Origin of the sequence: Moraxella bovis (assembly GCF_025985205.1) — a bacterium.
Lineage (GTDB): Bacteria > Pseudomonadota > Gammaproteobacteria > Pseudomonadales > Moraxellaceae > Moraxella > Moraxella bovis.
The window spans coordinates 531,682-553,959 of sequence record NZ_CP087840.1; the positions used below are offsets into that span (position 1 = coordinate 531,682).

The 22,278-nt window shown below is 43.9% G+C and carries 25 protein-coding genes; 12 read left to right on the plus strand and 13 right to left on the minus strand.

The annotated features are described in order from the left end of the window. Positions 1–137 precede the first annotated feature (137 nt). Positions 138–902, plus strand: a complete 765-nt coding sequence (locus tag LP107_RS02730; RefSeq protein ID WP_115368629.1) for a sulfite exporter TauE/SafE family protein — start codon at positions 138–140, stop codon at positions 900–902. A gap of 58 nt (positions 903–960) precedes the next feature. On the opposite strand, the gene LP107_RS02735 is transcribed toward LP107_RS02730, so the two are convergent. The 8 genes from LP107_RS02735 to ileS form a co-directional block, all read right to left on the minus strand. Beyond that, positions 961–5,433 (minus strand): S8 family serine peptidase, encoded by a 4,473-nt coding sequence (locus LP107_RS02735; protein WP_264675965.1) that lies wholly within the window; start codon positions 5,431–5,433, stop codon positions 961–963. A 268-nt stretch (positions 5,434–5,701) separates the two neighbouring features. After that, positions 5,702–6,328, minus strand: coding sequence for a signal peptidase II (gene lspA / locus LP107_RS02740; RefSeq protein WP_264675964.1), 627 nt, complete (start codon positions 6,326–6,328; stop codon positions 5,702–5,704). Between the two features lie 23 nt (positions 6,329–6,351). Beyond that, positions 6,352–6,549, minus strand: coding sequence for a GNAT family N-acetyltransferase (locus LP107_RS14430; RefSeq protein WP_420832146.1), 198 nt, complete (start codon positions 6,547–6,549; stop codon positions 6,352–6,354). Then, entirely contained in the window at positions 6,455–6,745 is a 291-nt protein-coding gene (locus LP107_RS02745) for a GNAT family N-acetyltransferase (protein ID WP_264675963.1), read from the minus strand. Before LP107_RS02745 ends, LP107_RS14430 begins: the two co-directional genes overlap by 95 nt. Positions 6,746–6,847: 102 nt before the next feature. Beyond that, positions 6,848–7,165: a hypothetical protein gene (locus LP107_RS02750; RefSeq protein WP_264675962.1), complete on the minus strand. Its 318-nt coding sequence runs from the start codon at positions 7,163–7,165 to the stop codon at positions 6,848–6,850. 55 nt (positions 7,166–7,220) lie between these two features. Beyond that, positions 7,221–7,559: a hypothetical protein gene (locus LP107_RS02755; protein ID WP_162860342.1), complete on the minus strand. Its 339-nt coding sequence runs from the start codon at positions 7,557–7,559 to the stop codon at positions 7,221–7,223. Between the two features lie 93 nt (positions 7,560–7,652). Then, positions 7,653–7,907, minus strand: a complete 255-nt coding sequence (locus tag LP107_RS02760) for a hypothetical protein (RefSeq protein WP_078273413.1) — start codon at positions 7,905–7,907, stop codon at positions 7,653–7,655. 67 nt (positions 7,908–7,974) lie between these two features. Continuing rightward, positions 7,975–10,782 carry an isoleucine--tRNA ligase gene (gene ileS, locus LP107_RS02765; protein WP_112741835.1) on the minus strand — a complete coding sequence of 936 codons (2,808 nt, stop codon included), beginning with the start codon at positions 10,780–10,782 and terminating at the stop codon, positions 7,975–7,977. 136 nt (positions 10,783–10,918) lie between these two features. On the opposite strand from ileS, the gene LP107_RS02770 reads away from it, so the two are divergent. The 4 genes from LP107_RS02770 (at position 10,919) to LP107_RS02785 (ending at position 13,545) form a co-directional block, all read left to right on the plus strand. Continuing rightward, entirely contained in the window at positions 10,919–11,122 is a 204-nt protein-coding gene (locus LP107_RS02770; protein ID WP_264675961.1) for a hypothetical protein, read from the plus strand. Between the two features lie 135 nt (positions 11,123–11,257). Then, entirely contained in the window at positions 11,258–11,827 is a 570-nt protein-coding gene (locus tag LP107_RS02775; RefSeq protein ID WP_112741837.1) for a c-type cytochrome, read from the plus strand. A 326-nt stretch (positions 11,828–12,153) separates the two neighbouring features. After that, positions 12,154–12,981 (plus strand): HpcH/HpaI aldolase/citrate lyase family protein, encoded by an 828-nt coding sequence (locus tag LP107_RS02780; RefSeq protein WP_112741838.1) that lies wholly within the window; start codon positions 12,154–12,156, stop codon positions 12,979–12,981. A gap of 78 nt (positions 12,982–13,059) precedes the next feature. Then, positions 13,060–13,545 carry an FKBP-type peptidyl-prolyl cis-trans isomerase gene (locus tag LP107_RS02785; protein ID WP_112741839.1) on the plus strand — a complete coding sequence of 162 codons (486 nt, stop codon included), beginning with the start codon at positions 13,060–13,062 and terminating at the stop codon, positions 13,543–13,545. Positions 13,546–13,584: 39 nt separating this feature from the next. Here LP107_RS02785 and LP107_RS02790 read toward each other — a convergent pair whose 3' ends face one another. Next, positions 13,585–13,743: a hypothetical protein gene (locus LP107_RS02790; protein WP_162860343.1), complete on the minus strand. Its 159-nt coding sequence runs from the start codon at positions 13,741–13,743 to the stop codon at positions 13,585–13,587. A 101-nt stretch (positions 13,744–13,844) separates the two neighbouring features. Between LP107_RS02790 and LP107_RS02795 the strand changes: the two genes are divergently transcribed. After that, the gene (locus tag LP107_RS02795; RefSeq protein ID WP_264675960.1) at positions 13,845–13,985 is read left to right on the plus strand and encodes a hypothetical protein; all 141 of its coding nucleotides are present in this window, start codon (positions 13,845–13,847) and stop codon (positions 13,983–13,985) included. A 61-nt stretch (positions 13,986–14,046) separates the two neighbouring features. Beyond that, entirely contained in the window at positions 14,047–14,436 is a 390-nt protein-coding gene (locus LP107_RS02800; protein ID WP_112741840.1) for a hypothetical protein, read from the plus strand. Between the two features lie 317 nt (positions 14,437–14,753). Here LP107_RS02800 and LP107_RS02805 read toward each other — a convergent pair whose 3' ends face one another. The 3 genes from LP107_RS02805 to LP107_RS02815 form a co-directional block, all read right to left on the minus strand. Then, on the minus strand, positions 14,754–15,173 hold the full coding sequence (locus LP107_RS02805; RefSeq protein ID WP_112741841.1) for a S24 family peptidase: 420 nt from the start codon (positions 15,171–15,173) through the stop codon (positions 14,754–14,756). After that, positions 15,170–15,457, minus strand: a complete 288-nt coding sequence (locus LP107_RS02810) for an ORF6C domain-containing protein (RefSeq protein WP_078274962.1) — start codon at positions 15,455–15,457, stop codon at positions 15,170–15,172. The genes LP107_RS02805 and LP107_RS02810 overlap by 4 nt, the downstream gene beginning before the upstream one ends. Positions 15,458–15,651: 194 nt before the next feature. Beyond that, positions 15,652–15,951 (minus strand): helix-turn-helix domain-containing protein, encoded by a 300-nt coding sequence (locus LP107_RS02815; RefSeq protein ID WP_078274961.1) that lies wholly within the window; start codon positions 15,949–15,951, stop codon positions 15,652–15,654. Between the two features lie 164 nt (positions 15,952–16,115). On the opposite strand from LP107_RS02815, the gene LP107_RS02820 reads away from it, so the two are divergent. The 5 genes from LP107_RS02820 (at position 16,116) to LP107_RS02840 (ending at position 21,981) form a co-directional block, all read left to right on the plus strand. Further along, the gene (locus LP107_RS02820; protein WP_078274960.1) at positions 16,116–16,325 is read left to right on the plus strand and encodes a helix-turn-helix domain-containing protein; all 210 of its coding nucleotides are present in this window, start codon (positions 16,116–16,118) and stop codon (positions 16,323–16,325) included. A gap of 14 nt (positions 16,326–16,339) precedes the next feature. Beyond that, positions 16,340–17,782 (plus strand): hypothetical protein, encoded by a 1,443-nt coding sequence (locus tag LP107_RS02825; RefSeq protein ID WP_264675959.1) that lies wholly within the window; start codon positions 16,340–16,342, stop codon positions 17,780–17,782. Positions 17,783–17,840: 58 nt separating this feature from the next. Continuing rightward, positions 17,841–18,065: a DUF2190 family protein gene (locus tag LP107_RS02830; protein WP_078274935.1), complete on the plus strand. Its 225-nt coding sequence runs from the start codon at positions 17,841–17,843 to the stop codon at positions 18,063–18,065. Between the two features lie 411 nt (positions 18,066–18,476). Then, positions 18,477–20,504 carry a lytic transglycosylase domain-containing protein gene (locus LP107_RS02835; protein WP_228157709.1) on the plus strand — a complete coding sequence of 676 codons (2,028 nt, stop codon included), beginning with the start codon at positions 18,477–18,479 and terminating at the stop codon, positions 20,502–20,504. Between the two features lie 490 nt (positions 20,505–20,994). Continuing rightward, on the plus strand, positions 20,995–21,981 hold the full coding sequence (locus LP107_RS02840) for a malate dehydrogenase (RefSeq protein WP_078273815.1): 987 nt from the start codon (positions 20,995–20,997) through the stop codon (positions 21,979–21,981). A gap of 85 nt (positions 21,982–22,066) precedes the next feature. Here the strand turns inward: LP107_RS02840 and LP107_RS02845 are convergent, their stop codons facing one another. Next, positions 22,067–22,273 carry a hypothetical protein gene (locus tag LP107_RS02845; RefSeq protein ID WP_208624045.1) on the minus strand — a complete coding sequence of 69 codons (207 nt, stop codon included), beginning with the start codon at positions 22,271–22,273 and terminating at the stop codon, positions 22,067–22,069. Positions 22,274–22,278: the final 5 nt, after the last annotated feature.

The following is a 22,278-nucleotide window of genomic DNA, read 5'->3' on the forward strand; positions in this document are numbered from 1 at the left end:
ACAAAAAGGCTTGAAAGCACCGCTTTATGCGGTGTTTTTCGTTTTTGGAATAAGCAATGACTTATCGTGCATATTACTTTTTGGATAAAGTTTGCGATAATTGCCCACGTTTTTATGATTTGGAATAAGGGCAGTTCATGCTATCACAATTTGATAATAATGATTGGATTATCATTGTTTTTTTTGTACTTGGGGCGTTGTTGCATGGTGTGGCAGGATTTGGCTATCCCATTGTTGGCACCGCGATTATTGCCAATTTTTATCCACTTAAAATTGCGGTGGCGATGGTTATTGTGCCGTGTATCATCCTAAATCTCATCATGCTTCGCACGGGTGGAGGTATTGTTGCCAACATTATCAAATACAGTAAAGAGTACTTTTGGCTGTTTGTGATGAGTTTTTTGGGTGGCTTGGTTGGGGTGCGACTACTTCTGCTGTTTCCTGATGGTTATCTAAAAATCTTTTTGGGTCTGACGCTCATTGTCTATATTATTACCCAATACAGCAGGTTTAGAATTACCTTTAAAAGAGATAAAAAAACAATGGCGGTGGCGGGGTTTTTGGTTGGGGTCATCGGCGGTGTTACCAATGCCATTGTGGCGTTTTTGATGATTTATCTTATCGGCACAGACCGCACCAAGCATGAGATGGTGATTGTCAATAACATGAGTATTTTGATTACCAAAGTCATTCAGCTATTTACCTTGACTCCGCTCATCATGGCATTTAGCCAAAAGCAGATGACCATGCTTGGAATCGTGATTGTGATTTCTATGCTGTTTGTCTATTTGGGTTCAAAGATGCGTAACAGACTCTCTCAAGAAGTCTTTGGTCATGTCATCTCGGTCGTGCTGTTTGTGCTTGGGGTGTATGCTCTGTGGCAGGGGATTCGGATTTTGTGATAAAATCTTTAAAATAAAAACGGTTCAATTTGAACCGTTTTTATTTTGCTGTAATGGCTTAGAAACGACTGCTTAGGGTAAGCTGTACACGGTCGCCGTCAGATTTTTCACTTTTAAAATAATCATAATCTAGGCTGACACGGTTTCTTGGGTCAATCTGATAGCTGGTACCAACAGTGGCTTGGATTTTATCTTTACCAGTCTCCCATGCATCAAAGGTGACGTCAGTATTGGTGCCTGAGTAAGCACTGGCAATCGTTGCGTCTTGTTCAAAAGCGTTGTCGTATTGCAGACCTGCTTGGACTTGCCATTGGGGGTTGATTTGGTACTCGGTATCCACGCCAATGGTGCCTTGCCAACGAGTGGCGTCAATGTCTTTGACCGCCACAACACCGTCATCAAAGTGGGCATTGTCATGCTGATATTGATGGTAGCTAACCCCGATATAAGGCTTGATGCTGGCATTGGGGCTTAGGGCGTATGAAGTGCCAAGATGGACACCGCCAGCATAGAGCTGACCATTATACTTTTGTTTGTTATGAGTGTTGTTTTTGGCGTTACTGTTTAGTACGCCTGCTTTTGCCCATAGCGTACCTTTGGCGTTGTTGCCCACATCACTATTAACACCCACGGTTAGAGTGGCGACATCTGTCTCGATGTTGTGGTTGGTACTGTCGTTTTGCTCGTCCAACTCAAGGCGACCTAGGTCAAGCTGTAAGCCTAAGCCAAAACGCTCACCTGTTTTTGCCACGCCAATGCTTTGGTTGCGGACTTCACGCTCGCTTTGACTGCTTGGCAGGTCTAGCTCATATTCTTGGTAAGTACTCTCTAGCCATACACCGTTGGCGGTGTTTGCCATGTTTTTGGCAAAATTGGTCGCTTGGGTGCCACTTTGTTCGATGGCATGAACGGCGTTATTGGCATAAAACGCAGGGTCAAGTCCAAACAGAGCTTCATTGTACTTATTGCCAATGATGGCAGGCGTGCCAGATGTGCTAAGCAAGGATTTGTTGGTTGCCATTGACATTTTGTTGGCAAAGCCGATGGCAAAGCCTTTCTCGCTACCAGCCAGCGTGCCTGCACTGTCTTTGGCATCTATCTCGCTTAGTACTTTATCTAAATTTTGCTCAACTTTGGTGCGTCCGATACTGGCAGTGCTGCTACTGCCCATATTGCTTAGTTTGTTACGTTTGGCACTCACCACCACATCAGTTTTGGTGATGGCGTCAGGCGTGGTCTTGCCGTCGGTACCAACCTTGCCACTATATTCGGTCTTGATGATGCTAAATAGAGCATTGCTGGATTTGACGGTATCAAAAGTACCGCTTAGCTCACCTGCTCGTAGTACAGTGGTTTTTGAACCTGTCTCTTTGATGAGTGGTTCGCTTTGCTTAACTTCATCATATAGGTCAAGCGTGCCATCCAGAGTGGCTTTTTCGGTGACGGTCAAAAGATTGCCAAATTTGGCTTTAAAGGTACTGTCATTATTCATGGTGTAGGTGCCACGAATGGTTAGGTTGCCTTCGTTATTGACCGCCCCACCAGTTTGTCTAACATTGCCTGTTGTGCCATACCCTGTCAGTTCGCCACCTGTGATATTGATGACTGAGTTGCCATTATCGCCATTAATTTCAAGGGTGCCATCAGTAATGACGGTGTCGCCCTTGTAAGTGTTATTACCTGTTAGGACAAGTTTACCATCACCTGCTTTGGTGAAGCCGTAATTGCCTTTGATGTTGTTGGAGAAGACAGATACGGTGTCTTTGCCTGTGACATCCAACATGACATTGTCCCAGTAAAAACCACCATAACCTTGGGTTGCAGCGATGGTGTCTAGTAGACCCCAACCGCTTTCATGAGTGATGTTTTTGCCACCGATGTTTTTGACGATGGTGCGATTCTGCCAAGGTGTGTCAACTGCTTGAACGATAATTTTATTGCCTTTGTCATCTAAAGCTTCATAAGCTGGTCGGTCAGGATTGATTTCTGACTTTTTGACCTCTGCAAGTGTTAAGAATGTGGTATTTCGTGCTTTTAGGTCATCAAAATCTTGGGCGGTGCTAAGCAGGGTCTGCACCAGATTTTCATTTTTCATCCAAGGATAAGCACCCTTGACGAGTAGGGCGGCACCCGTAACACGAGCTGTGGCAGGCGATGTGCCTTGATATGTGACTTTTGTACCATCGTTGTCATGATGGGATGTGGTGGATGTGGCAGAAAGACACCATTCGGCCGCATCGCCACAGTAGTTGGCTTCGACAAAGTCTTCACGAGGAGCGGAGACCGCCAAAAATCCTTTTTTAAAGTCAGGATTGAGTTTGGGGATTAATCGCTCGCCAAAGGTGTTGTTTTTGTTTTCATTGCCCGTGGCGTGAATGAGTAGGGCATCATTTTCGATGATGAGTTCATGAATGGATTGAACTTCCTTGTATGGGCTGTTTTTGGTATCGCCATTGGGTGTGGCAGTCATGGCATCTTCAAGCCAGCCATTGTCACTTTGACCAGGTTCAGGGATGTAACCCCATGAGTTGTTAAAGATTTTAACCCCCTGATCCTTATTTAGTTTATGCATGGCAACAAATTCATCTCCATTACCTAAATTACCATCTGTATACGAATAAATGGTGGCATTGGTCATGCCATTGTTACCTGCAATAATTGCTGCCATGTTAGAACCGTGAGAATCTTTGGGTTTTGACATCATATAAGGTAAATTCATGAAGCAGTCGTAGTTACTGCAAGCAACCAGATTATTGCCACTGAGTTTGGCTCCTGCCAAGTCAGGGTTGTCAGGGCTGATGCCGCTATCAATGACACCGACAGAGAGCTTGGTGGTGTCAATGGATGTTTTTAACTCTGTGATTTTTTTGGCATATTCATTTTGATTGACACCATAAAACGCGTTGGTTTTACTCTCAACAAACTCCCCTTCAGGGCTAACCCTATCCATACTACTATAGCCTGCCATGGTGTCTTGGGCAGGTGTGGGCTGGGCTTTAACCAATGAGTCATTGACCTTGCGAGTATGGTCAGGCTTGGCTTTTTTGATGGTGTCATCGGATATGGGAGCAACATAAGCCTTTGCTTCTGTCGTCTCTACCTGTTTACTGACAGCTTCAGTTTGTTTTTTGATGGCTTGGGCAGATGCCAGTGCTTCTTCGGCTTTTTTGATGGCATTTTGGGTGGCGGTTACAGCTTCGTTATTTGCACTAACGGCTTTGGCATCTATCAGTGCTTTTTGGGCATCTGTCAGTGCTTTTTGAGCTTTTTGTTCAGCATCTACCGCTTGTGTTTTGGCAGTATCAGCGTCTTTTAGTGCTTGATCGGTGGTGATCAAAGCATTTGCTTGCTTGGCGGCATTGTCAGCAGTTTTTTTGGTGTTGTCAAGATTGCTTATTAGCGTGTTTGCGGTATTGGCAATGCCAGTTGCGGTGTCTTTGATTTGCTTGATTTTGGCATTATTTTGATTATCTTGTTCGGCTTGATATTTGTCAAGTGTGCTTTGGGCTTGAGCGATGACAGCTTCTGCTTTTTCTTTGGCATCTGTGGCTTTTTTGGCAGTGTCATTGGCATTATTTAATGCATCTTGGGCTTTTTTAATCGCTTCTTGATTGCCTGTAGCTTTAGCGGTATCAAGTGCCGTTTGTGCTTGTTTGACCGCTTCTTGGGCTTTATCTAGAGCATTTTGGGCGGTTTGCTCTGCTTTTTTGGCTTGGTCAATGGCAGACTGAGCAGTGTCAGGATTACCTGCTTGAGTTTTTGCTTGCTCAGCTTGGCTATCGGCATTATTTAGCTCGGCTTTTGCTGTGTTGGCGGTAGCGACCGCTTCATTGGTTTGGGCGTTGGCTTTTTCGATTTGCTTGGCAATCTGCTGACTTGCATTGTCGCTTTTAGTTCGCTCGGCTTGCTTGCGTGCATTTTGAGCTTGCGTGCGAACATTTTCAGCGGTGTTTATCGCCTGCTTGGCATCCTCTACTGCTTTTTGAGCTTGGTTGATGATGTCTTGATTGGCACCAATTGCTTTGGCATCTTTTAGGGCTTGCTCTGCTTCGACAAGAGCGGTTTCGGCGTTATTTAGAGCGGTGTTAGCCTGCTGATAAGCAACGTTGGCTTGATTGATGGCGTTGTCAGCAGTGGCAGGGTTTGATGCTTGGCTCTGTGCTTCGGTGGTTGTTTTTTGAGCTTGTGTTAGGGTGCTGTTAGCCTTACCAACGGTTTGGCGAGCCTTGTTGATTTTATCAAGGGCAGCTTGTTGAGCTTTTTGTTTGGCTTCGGCTTCTTGACGTTTTTTTTCAAGACGCTCTGCCTCTTTACGTTTGGCTTCCTCTTCTGCTTTACGCTTAGCCTCTTCCTCAGCCTTGCGTTTAGCTTCTTCTTCGGCACGAATAATGCTTGGGTCGGCATTATTAATGATGAGATTGGAGTGCTGAGTGGCGTTAATGTCGTCATCGATGGCACAGCCAGTTGCGGTCATTGCGACAAAACAAGAGACAGCAAGGGGTTTTAGGATAAAAGAATGGTTGGGTTTCATGCGATTACCTATGAATATAAAATGGATGTTCACAGGTAAATTGTAACATTTTTAAATCAGTTTTGTAAAAAAATGTGCGTTTTTTATAAAAAATTAGACAAGCGGTGGTTTTTGTTATACCAGTGAGATAAACATTGTCCATCTGATTGAAAATAAGCAACAACAAGTAAAGATAAAATAATGGTACTGATAAATTTATTCATCAAACGCTTGTCAAATAAAGGCATTTTTAAAATAAAGAAGGTAAATAAGCTGTTTGTTTGATTTGTCACGATACGCCATTTTTGCGTTTACTTTCAAAAAACAACATATCCCACACCACAAGTGCCATACCACCCATAATCGCCATATCCGCCACATTAAACACAGGATAGTGCCACGCATCTCCCCAATGAATATGAATAAAATCAATCACATAACCATATAAAAAACGGTCAATGACATTACCCACCGCCCCGCCCAATACAAGTGCCAATCCAAAGGACAGGACACGGGCAGATTTGGGAATTTGGCGGAGATAGACGATGATAAATACCGATACGGCAATACCAAGCAAGGCAAAAAAGTACTTTTGCCAACCGCCTTGATTGGCAAGAAAACTAAACGCCGCTCCACGATTATACGCCAGAGTCCAATTAAAAAACGGTTCAATGACAGGCACAGAATTAAATTCAGCAACAAGCCATTTTTGAAAACCGATTTTGGTCATTTGGTCAATGATTAAAACAGCAAGGGCAAGGACATAATAACCAAAGGCGGATTTGCCATTTAATGCTAAATTGGGGGTTTTGTTTTGGGTATTTTCTGACATAATCAATTTCTTAACATTTTTAAATTGTAAGGTGCTTACGCACCAGTTTTGGGCTTTATATTTTAAACGGTGCGTATTACGCACTTTACGAATTATTCAATAACAAATCATTCCACCGCCAATTCATAATTGACCCATTCGGTATTTTGTTTTGCCCCTAAGCATTCATAAAATTTCATTCCCCTATCATTCCAAGGGGCAACCGTCCATTTAATGGTTTGGCAGTTGTTTTCTTTGGCGATTTGTTTTAATTTTAACATCAACTTTTTTACCAACCTTTTGACTGCGGAAATTTTCATCAACATAAAGCTCTTTCATATAAATGGCAGGGCAATTTTGAGCTGTATAAGGCAAAAAATAATAAACAAGCATTCCTGCGATTGTCCCATTATCATCAGCCACCAAACAATAAAAATCAGGCGGATTTTTATCAATGCCTTTTTCTTTAACAATGTCCGGCGTAATGGCAAAGCTGTCAATATAATGTTCAAAAACCGCCAATGCTTTCATTAGTTCAAAGGTTTAGGGAATGTCATTTTTGGTCATAAAACGGATTTGCATTATTTGTCCTTATTGACTTATTCAATGGGCGTAAGGTGCGTATTACGCACCGTTTAACAAAATATCAATCAAGAACATACTAGCCGTAATTACATTATCAATCATTTTGTTGAATTGCAAATCAAAAATAGATTTAGCAATTATCATCAAACAAATCAAAACCACCAAACCAACCAATCCCCAAGCGTATTGTACAGGGAAAATTGCCTTTAATTTTTGCTCACAATGCGGACAATGAATGGCAGGTTCTGGCGTAAATTGATAAGGCTTTAATGCTCCCTTAAAGGGTTTTTTAATTAAGGCTTTGGGCTTAAATAAATTTTGACAATTTGGGCAAGGATATTCAACTTTTGTTAGCATTTTTATTTACCTCAGTAACTCTAATTGATTGACAATAATGGTGCGTAATACGCACCTACGGATTATCTTGATAATGTAAAGCCATAAAAATTTTTACCAAAATACCAATAAATACCGCAATGGATAATCCCAAAAATATTTGATTTTGTGTTAAAAAATAAATAAAGGACAACATCAAACTAATAATAACACCAATCCCGCAATAAATATAAGTATCCTTATGAGTATCTACTGTAATATCGCTAATTTGAGCAGGCTCTTTGTCAAATGCACCCATTGATACGCCAATAGCAATAATAATTATTTTAATGATTGCCAAAGCAACAATCAACTGATAACGACTGATAACATCAAATAAAGCCAATCCTGCAAGTATCAATGCAATAATTATCAAGAATATCAATACACATTTTTTCATATTTATCAAATATAATTGCACCATTGACAAGTATTATCTTAAAACGGTGCGTAATACGCACCTTACAGATTAAAATTTACCTTTACTTTTCTTATACGCCAACAACAAAGGCACAAGCCCCCAAATAAAATTGGCAAACAATGTCCAATAAATCACAATACCAATGCCTGTATCGCCTGTGCCTTGTGTCATTTTATCCACGATAAAAGCAAGTGAAGTATAATATAAAACCACCCCAAGCGGTGTCGCAAAAGTTAAAAAAGTTAAGACAATCGCAATCACAACCGCCAACAACAAATATAAAGCAATGGATTTTTTGGGCATTGTTGTTCTCCAATAAGTAATTTATAAGGACGAACGCCAATTCGCCCTTATAATTTTACCAAACAAATTAAGCAAATTTACGATTTTCGCCATTGCCAAAGGCATTTTCCACACATCTTGGGCAAATGTCCTTATGTTCGGCAACGCTTCCGACACTTGGTAAAATATGCCAGCAACGCACGCATTTTTCGCCAGTCGCAGGGGCAACTTTGACCGCCAATTCATTGCCCTGATTTAGGCTGACGCTACTGGTGATAAACACAAATTTTAGCTCATCGCCCAGTTTGGCAAGGGCTGGGTAGGTGGTGCTGTCCGCCACAATGTCAAGCTGTGCCGACAAACTGCTGTTGATAACTTTATCGGTGCGAGCATCGTCCATTGCCTTATTTGCCACTTCTTTGACCGCCAAAATCGCTTGCCAATCTGTGTCCGTGATGTCGGTTAGGGCGACTTTTGGCAATTCGTACCACTCTTTTGTAAAGACATAGCCGTCCGTGCCTTTTAGTACTTCCCACGCTTCTTGGGCGGTAAAGGATAAAATTGGGGCAATCCAACGCAAAAGGGCGTGAGCGATGTGATAAATGGCGGTCTGTGCCGAACGGCGAGCGTGTCTGTCCGCCTTGCTGGTGTATTGGCGGTCTTTGATGATGTCAAGGTAAAATCCGCCCAAATCCGCCCCACAAAAATTGGTAACAAGCTGGCACACTTGGTGAAAATCCATCGCATCATACGCGGTGCGAATGTCGTTTTGGACTTGCGTGGCTTTGTGCAAAATGTATTTATCAAGGCTGACAAGCTCGCCTGCTGGCACTAAGTCTTTGCTTGGGTCAAAGTCATCGGTATTGGCAAGCAAAAAACGAATGGTGTTACGGATACGGCGGTACATATCGCTGACACGGTCAAAGCCTTCTTTACTGACCGCCATTTCGTAGCGGTAATCAGACGACCCAACCCACAAGCGGACAATGTCAATGCCGTATTTTTGGGCAAGTTCGGCAGGTTCAAAGCCTTTGGTATTGCCTTTGGATTTTGATAATTTATAGCCCTTTGCGTCCACCGTAAAGCCGTGCGTTAGCACTTGTTTGTAAGGCGGACGACCGTACACACTTTCCGCCACCAAAAGCGATGATTGAAACCAGCCACGATGTTGGTCAGAGCCTTCAAGGTACAAATCAGCAGGGTTGGTTAATTCGCCACGACTACCCAAAACGGCAAAGTTGGTAGAACCAGAGTCAAACCACACATCAAGCGTGTCGGTGGATTTGACATAGTTTTCACAATCGGCTTCATTTAAAAAGTCGCTAATCGGTGCATCAAACCACGCTTCAATGCCCCCTTGTTCAATGACCCCAGCAACCTTTTCAATCAAAGCAGAAGTATCGGGGTGCAACTCGCCACTGTCTTTGTGTATAAAAAAGGCAATTGGCACGCCCCAAGTCCGCTGACGGCTAATACACCAGTCAGGGCGACCGTTCATCATTGATTCAATGCGGTTTTGACCCCACGCAGGTGTCCAAGTTACCTTTGGAATGTCGGATAACGCTTGTTCACGAAGTCCCTTAGTTTCCATAGAAATAAACCATTGGGGCGTGGCACGAAAAATAATCGGTGTCTTATGTCGCCAGCAATGCGGATAGCTGTGGGTGATTTTTTTATGGTCAAGCAGGTGTCCGCTTTCTTGTAGCGTGGCGATAATCTTGGGCTGTGCCTTATAAATATGTTCGCCAACAAAGACTTTTGCGGTTTCCAAATACACGCCATTACCGCCCACAGGGTTTTCGGTTGGCAGGTTGTTGGCACGCCCAACATTATAGTCGTCCACACCGTGAGCAGGGGCGGTATGCACCAAGCCTGTACCGCTGTCCGCCGTTACGTGCTCACCTGTGATAAAGGGAACTTGACGCTCGCTGATTAGGGGGTGCTGGGCTTTTAGAGCGGTTAATTCTGAACCCTTAACACTTGCCACAATCTCATAATTTTCCAAATTGATATTTTTGGCAAAGTCTTCGGTTAAGTCTTTGGCGACAATAAAATGCCCTTTTTCAGTTTTAATAATCGCATAATCAAATTCCGCATTGGCACTAATGGCTTGGTTGGCGGGCAATGTCCAAGGGGTCGTTGTCCAGATGACGGCTTGCAAATTGCCTGTCAAATTGGCGGTCGCCCCCAAATCGCCACGATTAACAATATCAAACCCAACATAAATCGCATCGGAAGTTTTGTTTTCGTATTCCACTTCCGCTTCGGCAAGGGCAGAACCACAATCCAAGCACCAATTCACAGGCTTCATACCACGCACAATATGCCCATTGTTGTAGATTTTGCCAAGCGTCCGCACGATGTCGGCTTCGGTTTTAAAATTCATCGTCAAATACGGATTGTCCCAATCGCCCAGCACGCCAAGGCGTTTAAAATCCGCCTTTTGTAGCTCAATTTGACTCATCGCATAGTCTCGGCACGCCTTACGAAATTGCGTGGCAGTAATCGGCTCGCCATTCTTATCCGCTTTGGGGGCGTGTCCGACCTTGCCAAACTCGTTTTCTACTTTTTGTTCAATCGGCAAACCGTGGCAATCCCACCCCGGTACATAAGGAGCGTCATAGCCGTCCAAGGTTTTGTATTTGACGATGATGTCTTTTAGAACTTTATTGACAACGTGTCCTAGATGAATTTGACCGTTGGCATAAGGGGGGCCATCGTGTAGGACATATTTTTCACGCCCCCCGCGGGCTTTGCGGATTTGTCCATAAACATCGTCCTTGTACCATTTGGCAAGCCAAGCAGGTTCTCGTTTTGCCAAATCGCCCCGCATAGCAAAAGCGGTATCGGCAAGGTTTAGGGTGTTTTTGTAGTCGGTTTGGACTTGTTCTGTCATAATTGGCTCGTAAAAATAAAGGAAAATGGGTAATTATACCTTAAATGCTTAAATTTAGAAAGGTTGCAATGAGTGAAATTTGACTTTTTGGGGGGATTTGGTAGATTAGGATACTATTTTGGGTAACTGGATAATGATGAAAAAGATAAGCAGAAAAACCACTTCAAAATTAACAATGCTATTTTGTGCGGTCATTTTGAGTTATTTTGTTTTTATTAAAAAGGATTATGATAATCCTGCTGTTGTTTTTATTGCCATTTATATGGTATTGGAAAGTTTGTATTATTTTTGGCAGTTTTATAAAAAGAATGATACGATTAAATTTGATGATAAGTTTTAACAATTTTCTATTATAATTCTCATTCCCATTTATAAAATTCATCAAAAATTCATCTTTACAATTTTCCGCTTTAATTCCTTATAAAAATTCGGTATATTAGTAGGATAATTATCAGCCAACTTGCAAGGTTATCTTATGAAAAATCCCAGCAAAACCCTATCATTATTATTGGCAAGTGCCTTATTTTTGACTGCTTGTGGTGGCGACAAGCCTAGCGAACCCGCTCCAAAAGCCGAGCCTAATACCCAAACTGCCCCCGCCCAGTCGACTAGCACTGCCCCCAAAGCTGATGAAGTCGTACCAGAGACCACTGAGTCTGTCGGGACAGACGACTCCAAAGCTGATGAAGTGGCAACCACCGACTCTGCCACATCTGATAAGACCGACAAGGGTACCGTTGAGACTGCTCAAGTGGACAATGCCGAGCAAGCGAACACCGCCCCCGCCCCAGTACAGGCTTTATCTATCGCCGAAGGTAAGGCGCGCTATGAGAAAACTTGCAAAATCTGCCACGAGCAAGGGCTGTTGGATGCCCCCAAACTCACCGCCAAAGCCGACTGGGCAAGACGCTTGGATAAGGGCATAGACACCCTGCACAAACACTCTGCCAAAGGCTTTGGTAAAATGCCAGCACAGGTGGCAGGGGACGTTACCGAAGCTGAAGTATATGCGGCAGTGGATTATATGGTGAGTCAAGTTCAGTAAATTGATGTTTATCGGATAGAATATCATTTATCCGATAAATTTAATAAAATATCGCTGATTGTAATGTCAATAAATCATATTGAAATAAAAACCCAATTTTGTTATTGGGTTTTTTATCTGCCATTAATTCATTGAGTTTCTAATCCACCCGTGTCGTTTTCTTTTATAAATTTTTTTCGGTTACGTATTCTTTATTATTCCCTATTAATATGACATGAGGCAAATTCCATGTTTGCCATACTTTTTGTCATTACGTCAATTTGCAAAAATAAATCATCCCCACTATAATAAATGACAATACATTTAATTTTCAAAAGGAATTTACCATGCTCGCCTATCTATTCGTCCCTGCCACGCACCCCAAGCGTATCATCAAAGCCCTAACCGACCCTGCCATAACCGCCCATGTCCATGCCATCATCATCGACCTAGAAGACGCCGTCGCCGACCGCTCGCCTAATGATGTGCGTGCTGAACTTGATGATTTGTTAGGCACTATGGAGCAAACACAGACTACGCCAGAGCTGTGGGTGCGGATACATGGGGCGTCTCATGGCGAGTTTCGTTTGGATTGTGAATGGGTGCAGTCCCACGACATCATCAGCACGGTGGTACTCCCCAAAGCCGAAAATGCCAAGCAGATCAGTCTGGCTCATGAACTGACCGCTTGCCCTGTGGTTGCCATGATTGAGAGCGGGCAAGGCGTGCTAAATGTTGCTTCTATGGCAGGGGCGGTGGGGCTTGTGGCGTTGAGCTATGGCTGTTTGGATTTATTGACATCGCTAGGGATTGGTAGGCATACATCGGCAGGGGCGGTTATGCTTGATAAGGTGCGGTACGAGCTGGTGTTACACTCGCAGGCACATGGCCTAAATGCTCCGATTGAGACGATTTATTCTGATTTTGGCGATGATGACGGCTTTGCCAGATGGCTTACGCACGCTTGTGATTTTGGTTTTGGTGGCTGTCTTGTCATACACCCCAAGCAGTTGGGTGTGGTACAGGCACACAAAGTGCGTGATGGCGATGTCGCCTTTGCCAAAAAAGTGCTATCTCATCATCATGCCACAGGGCAGGCGGTGTTCGCCATTGATGGGCAAATGGTGGATTTGCCCGTGATTGCTTGGGCGAGAAGGCTACTTGGTGAAGACTGATTGCCAAAAGGTATTGGCAATTTTACTATACATGGGGCTTGTGGTAAACTAGCCCCACTTTTATTTTGGAATTTTAACATGAACATTTTACCCAGCGAAGAGATTCGCATTACAGACGGTAGCACCGTTTCGCTACATTTTGAAGTCAGCCTACCAAACGGCACGGTCATCGATAGCACCTTTGGGCGAGACAAGCCTGTAACCTTGACGGTAGGCGATGAGAGCCTACTGGCAGGCTTTGAGCAGGTACTCATCAACCTAAAAGCAGGCGACACCCGCACCGCTCATCTACCGCCAGAACAAGCCTTTGGCGAATGGAATGGCGAAAATGTGCAGACCTTTCCCCGCACCAAATTTAGCTTATCCGAGCCAAATCCTGTGGTCGGCATGATGATAGAATTTGCCGATAAAGGTCAAAATACCTTGGCGGGGGTAATTTGCCATGTTGATGATAATGAAGTCAAAGTGGATTTTAATCACCCTTTGGCAGGGCAAGATGTGCTGTTTAAGGTGCAAATTTTTAAGGTTACACCAAAGGAACAAATGGCGATTGAGCTAAAATGAGCGACAACGCCCCAATCTCAAAAAAGCTCGGTTATGGTGTCATTGCCATACAGGTATCATCTTTTTACTCTTTGTAGACGACAAGGCGATGACGCTTGGCATTGGTGCGATGATGGCAAGTTTGTTTTTTGCCCATGACAAACCGACACCGTCAAATTTGGTATTTGGGGCGTGATTGGGCTGTTTGTTGTTTATCATTTTAATTATGGCTTGTATACTTATTCTCGTACACCTGCCAAAACGGTTTGTGGCACATTCAAAGAGTTTATCAAAAGAGTGGATTTAAAAGGCAGGATTTAATGTTGTCGATGTATGCCACAGATGAGCAAAAAGTTTATGACTTTATGCACATTCATCGCTATCACGAACACACCGACTTTTTTAAAAATCGTTATGATAAAAATGAGTCGATTTGCGTGAATTATATCCCCATGCCATAAAAGAAGTGCGAATTATGAATGATAAGAAATAACATCAACCACAGCAAAAGGGATATTTGTTATGTTATTTTTTAACCCAGAACATCAGCCATTTGCTATCGCCCTTATCGCCTTAGCTGTTATCATCTCAATACTTATTGGCGACGCATTTTTTATCATCTTGGCGATGGTGTTTTTGGGTGTGGCGACTGCACAAGGCAAACATTTAATCATAAAGATAAGTATCGGGGCGTTGTTGACCGCCGTTGTGCTTTATTATTTATTTTTGGTTATTAGGGCGTGTCTGCCTTTTGTATTTGCAATGAAAAATGAGAAAAAATCGCACGTTTTTCAAGGGAAAAACGTAGGCTGTGAGTTTTCTATCAGGCAAGTTTTTGACGATGAAAAACAAGATTTAGCCATTTTTCATGCAAAAACATTCTTTTATTTTCGCCATATTTCTAAATTTTAAATTGTGTTATAAAGGGCAGGCACGCCCTAGACTATGGGGGACTGATTAAACCTGCATAGACCAGACCAGAGAGCAGACCAAGCCCGAGCCATTGATACATCTAAGCTGTGGGCGGTTGGGCGGTCAAGAATATGCACGAAACAAAATGATAAAAAATGAGAGAAATTGATAGAAAAATGATAAAAAAACCTGCATAAATGATGGGAGTTTGATAGGTATTTAAATAGCGTTTAAAACCGTTTAAAAGCCCATCAAAACACTTCAAACCAAAGCGACCCTGCAAGTGTAGTGGTCGCTTTTTTATGCGTGAGTGGTAGCTAGTGGGGTAAGTCGTAGCTGATGTGGACGACTTGCCCATAGACTTCAATGTCGGAGCTGTCTAGGTCGGCTTTTGATAGGTCTATGGGGTCGTAAATGGTGTTGTCGCTGATGAGCCGTAGCCCTGTCGGTAGCCACTGGGTGCGTTTGACATACAACTGCTCGCCGATGCGTATCACATAGATACGACCGTCTTTGGCGGTGTTTTTTGATTTGTCAATTAAGACAGTAGCGTTTTCTGGTATTGTGGGGAACATACTGTCGCCGTCTGTGTTAATGGCGACAAGCTGGCTTGCTGTAAGGCTTGTGCGGTTAATCCACTCTTTGCGAAAAGCCAAAAAGTCATCTGTGCCAATCACGCCATCGCTAAACTTACCGCCCCCTGCACTGGCAATAACCCCTTTAAAATAAAAGCTCATTGTGTGTTTGGTATCATACCTTGCAAAAATGACAATACTTCATCGTAGTTGTCTTTCTTTATGCTGTGGTAATTGGAAACACCACAATGCTCAACCAACGCCAACCAAATATCCATAATCGTTTTTTGGGGATTGTTCAAATGCACTTCATTAACAAGTTTTTCTAGTGTGTCTTTTTGTTCTTGCGACAAGCATTCTTTTCTGTATCTCTCCACCTCGTAAGAAAAAAGAAAAATTGGCTCTTCTGTGGGGTCTTCTAGAAGTGTTGGTTTGTGGTTAATCATAACGATTTCCTTATTTGCTAGTTTACAGTTTGTGTTCTGTAACCGTAAACTTTTTAGAAAATTAAAAATTTGGTTTACGGTTTATGTATATTGTTGATTTACAATATAATTTTTTTGGATTTATTGAATTTTCTTAATTTTAAACCGTAAACTCACAAAAACCATTTAAGAGTAAAAAGTTTACGGTTTATCTTTCAATTATTTAATAAAAATCTCATTACCGCACTTTTTTGCTCATCGGGCAACTGTCGCAATTTTTCTATTAACTGTCTCTCATTTTCATCTAATTGGGTGAGTGCTGTCTGTTGCCCCGTTACCAAATATCCAACATCTACGCCTGCTTGGTGGGCTTTTTGTAGGTAGTCAGCATCTGGACTGCGTTTACCACTTTCGTAATTGGACTGTGCCAACAATTTGACACCACACAACTCGCCAAATGTCTCTTGGGTTAGCCCAAGTCGTTTTCTTTCGGATTTTAGGCGTTCGCCAAACATTTAATTTTCCTAGATTTTTAAAAATATTTATTCAAATGAATAAAAAAATATTGATTTATTCATTTGAATAAAATATAATGCACGCATACAAGGAAATATCCTTGTAAAAACAGGTTAAAAGAAAGGGTAATTATACCATATTTTCAAGCAAATTGGGAGTTTTTATGACCAGAGAACAGCAGTCAAACCTAATAAAACAAAGGTTGTACTCGCAAGGTATGACTGTCAAAAATTGGGCGTTGGCAAATGGTTATCCAGTAACCGAAGTCTACAAAGTGTTAAATGGCGAACGCAAGGGGCTTTATGGGCGGTCGTTTGAGATTGCTCAAAAACTTGGGTTTTGGGATTTGGATAAATTTAATTCAAATGAATAAATTTGGGGTATAATATGAATGCTTATTATACAGCACAAGAATTAGCAGACTTAGGGTTGCAGTTGTTGCCAAAAACCAAAATGGGCGTATTTAAAAAAGCCCTGTTTAGTTGTAATCTTGTCAAATATGGGGCTAAGGGCTATTTGCAGGGCGGTACGCAGGGCAATTTATCAGACGTGGCAGGACTATTTGGCGATAACACCCACCAAGCAGGCAGTACGCTGATTGCTCGCCCTAGCACACACACGATAACCCACAGCACTCCTGTGCCATGTCGTTATTATCCTGTGCCAGAGCCTGAGCCTGACAAGCCCGTCTCGTATTGTCGTATCAGACCACCATCTGACCGCCTGCCACTGGCTTTAAGACGCAAACGAGGCGAGCACCCTGCGGGTGCCTTGCCCCTACCGCTTATTTGTTGGCATGACTTACCACCGACTGCCACCCCCAATTTAGGAGCTTATATCGTGCATAATACCATCACTGCAACCATCGGTGGGGTCAATGTCAATCCCTTGTCATTTAGCATTAAGACCGACATGGACAGCTTTTGTTGGCAAGGACAAATTGAAATCCCCACCAAAGACTTTGATAAAATCAAAGACAAGCTAGGCAGCCGTGGTAATGAGCCGATGATTAGCGTGGTCATTAACAACCACCGCTTTGTCATCATTGCTGAGGAGCTTAGCAAAAACCGCTCATTTGTCAATCACAGCTACACGTTATCAGGACGAAGTGTTACCGCTCGCCTGTCAGCAGACTATGCGACAAATAAACAAGGCGGGTTAAATCAAGCCCTCTACGCCAGTCAGCTTATCATGAGTGCGATGGTAAATACAGGCATGACGGCAGAATATCAAGCCCCTGATTGGCTGATTAAAAAAGGGGTATATAGTACCGACAAAACCCCGATGGGGGTAATACATGATGTGGCAGAGGCGTGTGGGGCGTTTGTGTATTCGCATCCGCACGAGCCAAGCCTTGTCATTAAACCTCGCTACAAAGTGCCTGCGTGGAAGCTTGCCACGGCTGAACCTGCTTTAATCCTTGCTCTTGACCCTGTAAAAAGCATCAGTGAGCAACAAAGAGTAAGTCCTCTTTATGATAATGTGTGGCTGACCAGTACAAGCCGTCTTGATAACGTCTATCGCAGACAGTCGGCACGCATGACAGAGGCACCCACACAGTCTGACGAGCTATTGACCGACCAAATCGCCACCATTGCCAAAGGCGTGCAAATACTGTCAGAATCAGGCACGCACATGGACATGACGGTAACGACACGTTGGGCGGATAAATACGGCTTGCCCCTTGCGGTGGTGGGCGATGTTTGGCAAATCAACGATGACGGCGGTTATAAGGCAGTGGTGGTCAGTGTTGAGGTGCAGGTCAAGGTGGAAAATGGCGTGCCGACCATTTGGCAGGTGGTAGGGCTTGATAGGTATATGGGAAATTAATAGCCGATTATATTATACATTAATGCTCTAAAAAGTCAATAATTCAAAGGCAAAAAAAATGAATTTATATCAAACATTTAGCAAGCTCTTTGCCACACCCAAAGGCGTGGCACAAATCACAGGTCAAAAGGGGCAAGGCGTGGTGGTCGGGCAGACACTCGGTGGGGTGTTTGTCGTGCTAAACGGACAGGCAGAGGTGGGCGATATGGTCTATTATGACCGACAGACTCATGAAATCACAGGGCAAGCTCCGCAGGGGGAGCGAGGGGAGTTTGGGGTGTAAGTTTGTTAGATTAATATCTGCATACTGTGATAAAAATATCTGCATAATTGAGTTTTCTTTATGCAGATATTTTTGCGATTTTACAGTATTTTGGGGATTTTTAAAATAAAAATGGTTGGCATTGTTTGTCCGTGTTTTTTATTTTCATGGTTGATTATTTATAGCCAAGAAACTTTAAAATTACTACAAATTCAATGATGTAGCGGCGTGCTGAGTACGACTTGTAAAAATAATGCCCTATAAACGTATTCAAAGCCAGTCCCCACAAAACTGTGGTAAATATCAGGTGTGTTGGGTGTGCCATTAAAAATATCCGCCAAATTTACAACTTTTATACAACCGCTAAATGAGTTGCAAAATTAGTTTGATAAGCTAACCCATCTTTTTACCGCCCAAATCATGGAACCCATCATGCACACCAAACACCGCTCATCTGGACGCTTTTTATCTTTATCTACCCTTGCCCTATCTGTCATGGGCGTATCGCTTGTGGCATGTGCCAATGCCAAAGATTATAGCCAAGACGGCAGTGTCTATCAGTTCATGGAAGCCGAACGCCAAAAGTCCAACACCAACGCCATGTATCAGTATGAGCAGAGCATGCAAGGCTCGCTGTTTGCCATGTACCCGACCTATTGGCGACTTAACAACGACATCACCTATCATCACCCTAGCACCATTAACAGCTTTGTTCAGCAGTACCCCAACCACGTCATCAGTGAAAAACTCGTGGCAGACTATGCCGAAGAAAAGGCACGCCAAGGTGACTATCACAGCGTGCGTGCGGTCATTCCTAATATCCGCAATGCCGATGCGTCTGAAGCATGTGCCATTGCCCTAGGTCATAACGGAGCAAATGATGCCCGTGCCTTAGAGCAAAAAGAGAATGTCTGGCTAAACACCCAAATCAAGCAGTCTTTGTGCGACAAGCTCGCCCTAGAAATGGGCAATAACCGCCACATCAGTCGCACCGACCGCCACGAACAGCTGATTCGCATGATGAGAATCGACGCCCGTCAGCTGTCATCACGCAACCCACCCCTTGATAAGAGTGCGGACATCATCAGCCTTGCCCGTCAGCTTAACCTAACCATCGACTATGGCACGCTTGCGACTATCCGCTCAAATCCCAACGGCTTTTTTAGTCAGTTTCATGCCATGCCGTTTAGCGAGACGAACCAATACCTATATGTCTATGCCATCAGCCAACTGGCTCATCGTTCATATTGGGAGGCCAGCACTCAGCTCAATTATGATATTAATCAAGACAACGCCCGCCCTCAAAAACTGCTCTCGGACATGGCACGTCGCTATGCATGGCGGAGCATTGCCGTTAAGCGTATGAACATGAATACCGATGACGGCTTTAATATGGAAGCGGTACATTGGTTTAGAAACAGCCTGGGCGAGCCGTTTAACTTTGAAGAAGCCGAAGACTATGCCCAAGCAGGTATCTATTTTGGGCAATGGACGGACGTGATTAACGCCATCGGGGCGATGAACAAGACCAAGGCAGGCGAGAATGTTTGGCAGTATTGGTTGGCTCGTGCTTATGAGCAGACGGGCAAGGGCGGACAAGCTCGTCAGATTTACCAAAATCTCACCAAAAACTTAGATTATTATGGTCTGCTTGCCCGTGATAGGCTAAACATGCCCCTAACTGCCAATGACATCGGCGGTATCGGCATGCCAAACATCAGTGCCAGAGATACCGCTCGTATCATGCAAAACCCTGATTTTGCTCGTGCCTTTAAACTCATGGAGAGTGGGGCGAGTATGGAGTATATTCAGCGTGAGTGGAACTGGGCGGTGCGTACCACCACAAACGCAGGCGACCATCAGCTCGTGCTTGCCGCTGCCAAAAAAGCCCACGACATGGGGATTTATAGCCGTAGCATTCACGCCATGGAAAATTCACCCCTAAGAGCATCAGCGATTAGCCACCCCATGCCTTATCAGCACAGTTTTATGACTCATGCAGGCAGTGCAGGCATTGATCCTGCGTGGGCGTATGGCATCACTCGCCAAGAGAGCCGTTTTGCTGCCAATGCTCGCTCGGGTGTGGGGGCAGGTGGGCTGATGCAAATCATGCCAAACACCGCCAAGATGATTGCCGGCAAAATCGGCGGTAGTGGTAATTCAAGCGACCCTGACACCAACATCCGCTATGGCACATGGTATCTGTCGGATAAGACCCGTGATTTTAACGGACAAATCGCCCCTGCCACCGCCGCCTACAATGCTGGCACAACCCCTGCTCGCAAATGGCTACCCAAGCATGGTACCATCAGTGCTGACCAATATGTCGAAGCCATCCCGTATTCAGAGACTCGTGAGTATGTCAAGCACGTCATGGAAAATGCCACTATCTATGGCGTGATACTCGGCAGATACACCCCAATTAGCCAACGCATGGGAACAGTATCGCCGTCTTGGTAAGTCTAGGGCTTGCCTGTCTTTTGTATTTGCAATGAAAAATGCCTGTTTAAAAAAGCAGGGGAATCGCCCGTTTTTCAAGGAAAAAGTGAAGTTTGTGAGTCTTCTATCAAACGAGCTTTTGACTTCGAGCCACAATCCGACCACTTAACTGGGTAAATTTTAAGAGTTTTAACTTAATTTTTTAAATTAAGTGGTCGGATAGCCATTTTTCATGCAAAAACATCATTCTATATACTGGTTTAGCAAAGCCTGTGAAAAGGGTTATGACTTAGCCTGCCAATACCGCTAATCCACACAAGCCTGTCAATGTACGAGCTTTTTATGGTAAATTAACAAAAGCCGATTGGTGGTAATTTGCCCCAAAAAACCTTTGCCAATACCCCAAAAAATATGCTACACTAGGGCGATTTTGCAGTTTTTGAAATGGGTTTCAAAAGGCAAAATTGAGCAAAATTTTTTCCATTTTCAAATTTTATTTTAAGGATAAGTCATGAGCAAACAGCCTGTTCGTGTTGCGGTAACTGGTGCCGCAGGTCAGATTGGTTATAGCCTATTGTTCCGTATTGCCAGCGGTGAGATGCTTGGCAAAGACCAGCCTGTGATTTTGCAACTTCTAGAAATCCCCAACGAAAAAGCCCAACAAGCCCTACAGGGTGTTATCATGGAACTTGATGACTGTGCTTTCCCATTGCTGCATGACGTGATTGGCACAGATGACCCAAATGTGGCGTTCAAAGACGCAGATTATGCCCTGCTTGTCGGTGCTCGTCCCCGTGGACCGGGCATGGAGCGTGCTGACCTACTCCAAGAAAATGCCAAAATCTTTACCGTACAAGGCAAAGCCCTAAATGACGTGGCAAGCCGTGATGTGAAAATTTTGGTAGTCGGCAACCCTGCCAACACCAACGCTTACATCGCCATGAAGTCTGCCCCAGACCTACCTGCTAAAAACTTCACCGCCATGCTACGCCTAGACCACAACCGTGCCTTGACCCAAGTCGCCAAAAAGACTGGTAAAGCCGTCAAAGACATCAAGAACCTAACCGTATGGGGCAACCACAGCCCAACCATGTACGCTGACTACCGTTTTGCGACGATTAACGGCGAGAGCGTCAAAGAGATGATTAACGACCAAGAGTGGAACGCTAACACCTTCTTGCCAACAGTTGGTAAACGTGGTGCGGCAATCATCGAAGCTCGTGGCTTGTCATCAGCGGCCTCCGCTGCCAACGCTGCCATTGACCACATGAGAGATTGGGCGTTGGGCTCAAATGGCGAATGGGTAACCATGGGCGTTCCGTCTGACGGCTCTTATGATATCCCAGAAGGCGTGATGTTCGGTTTCCCTGTAACCTGCGAAAATGGCGAATACAAAATCGTTCAAGGCTTAGAGATTGATGAGTTTAGCCAAGAGCGTATCAATATTACGCTAAACGAGCTAACCGAAGAGCGTGATGCGATTGCACATTTGCTATAATTAGCAGTTAGACAAATACCCCTTATCGTACGATAGGGGGTATTTTTTTATCATTTTAAAGGGATTTGTAGGGGCTTTACAAGTCCTAGGCATGACGTGTCATTTTCACACTCATCCCATGCACCAATACCGCCAGTAACATCACGCCTGCCCCGACATAGCCTATCATGGTCAGTCCTAGGGCTTGATGAGCGATGACCATACCACCAAGTAACGCCCCACCACCGATACCGATGTTATAAATCCTCTTGTTACCGCCTTTGCCAGTCAAACCAAACTCATTCTTGCTCAAGTTGA

Bases quoted from the DNA above. Each gene is read 5' to 3' on its own strand.
- LP107_RS02730 (WP_115368629.1), top strand. From the start codon at position 138: ATGCTATCACAATTTGATAATAATGATTGGATTATCATTGTTTTTTTT.
- LP107_RS02735 (WP_264675965.1), bottom strand. From the start codon at position 5,433: ATGAAACCCAACCATTCTTTTATCCTAAAACCCCTTGCTGTCTCTTGT.
- LP107_RS14430 (WP_420832146.1), bottom strand. From the start codon at position 6,549: ATGTTGATGAAAATTTCCGCAGTCAAAAGGTTGGTAAAAAAGTTGATG.
- LP107_RS02750 (WP_264675962.1), bottom strand. From the start codon at position 7,165: ATGCTAACAAAAGTTGAATATCCTTGCCCAAATTGTCAAAATTTATTT.
- LP107_RS02760 (WP_078273413.1), bottom strand. From the start codon at position 7,907: ATGCCCAAAAAATCCATTGCTTTATATTTGTTGTTGGCGGTTGTGATT.
- ileS (WP_112741835.1), bottom strand. From the start codon at position 10,782: ATGACAGAACAAGTCCAAACCGACTACAAAAACACCCTAAACCTTGCC.
- LP107_RS02770 (WP_264675961.1), top strand. From the start codon at position 10,919: ATGAAAAAGATAAGCAGAAAAACCACTTCAAAATTAACAATGCTATTT.
- LP107_RS02775 (WP_112741837.1), top strand. From the start codon at position 11,258: ATGAAAAATCCCAGCAAAACCCTATCATTATTATTGGCAAGTGCCTTA.
- LP107_RS02780 (WP_112741838.1), top strand. From the start codon at position 12,154: ATGCTCGCCTATCTATTCGTCCCTGCCACGCACCCCAAGCGTATCATC.
- LP107_RS02785 (WP_112741839.1), top strand. From the start codon at position 13,060: ATGAACATTTTACCCAGCGAAGAGATTCGCATTACAGACGGTAGCACC.
- LP107_RS02790 (WP_162860343.1), bottom strand. From the start codon at position 13,743: ATGATAAACAACAAACAGCCCAATCACGCCCCAAATACCAAATTTGAC.
- LP107_RS02795 (WP_264675960.1), top strand. From the start codon at position 13,845: ATGTTGTCGATGTATGCCACAGATGAGCAAAAAGTTTATGACTTTATG.
- LP107_RS02800 (WP_112741840.1), top strand. From the start codon at position 14,047: ATGTTATTTTTTAACCCAGAACATCAGCCATTTGCTATCGCCCTTATC.
- LP107_RS02805 (WP_112741841.1), bottom strand. From the start codon at position 15,173: ATGAGCTTTTATTTTAAAGGGGTTATTGCCAGTGCAGGGGGCGGTAAG.
- LP107_RS02810 (WP_078274962.1), bottom strand. From the start codon at position 15,457: ATGATTAACCACAAACCAACACTTCTAGAAGACCCCACAGAAGAGCCA.
- LP107_RS02815 (WP_078274961.1), bottom strand. From the start codon at position 15,951: ATGTTTGGCGAACGCCTAAAATCCGAAAGAAAACGACTTGGGCTAACC.
- LP107_RS02820 (WP_078274960.1), top strand. From the start codon at position 16,116: ATGACCAGAGAACAGCAGTCAAACCTAATAAAACAAAGGTTGTACTCG.
- LP107_RS02825 (WP_264675959.1), top strand. From the start codon at position 16,340: ATGAATGCTTATTATACAGCACAAGAATTAGCAGACTTAGGGTTGCAG.
- LP107_RS02830 (WP_078274935.1), top strand. From the start codon at position 17,841: ATGAATTTATATCAAACATTTAGCAAGCTCTTTGCCACACCCAAAGGC.
- LP107_RS02835 (WP_228157709.1), top strand. From the start codon at position 18,477: ATGCACACCAAACACCGCTCATCTGGACGCTTTTTATCTTTATCTACC.
- LP107_RS02840 (WP_078273815.1), top strand. From the start codon at position 20,995: ATGAGCAAACAGCCTGTTCGTGTTGCGGTAACTGGTGCCGCAGGTCAG.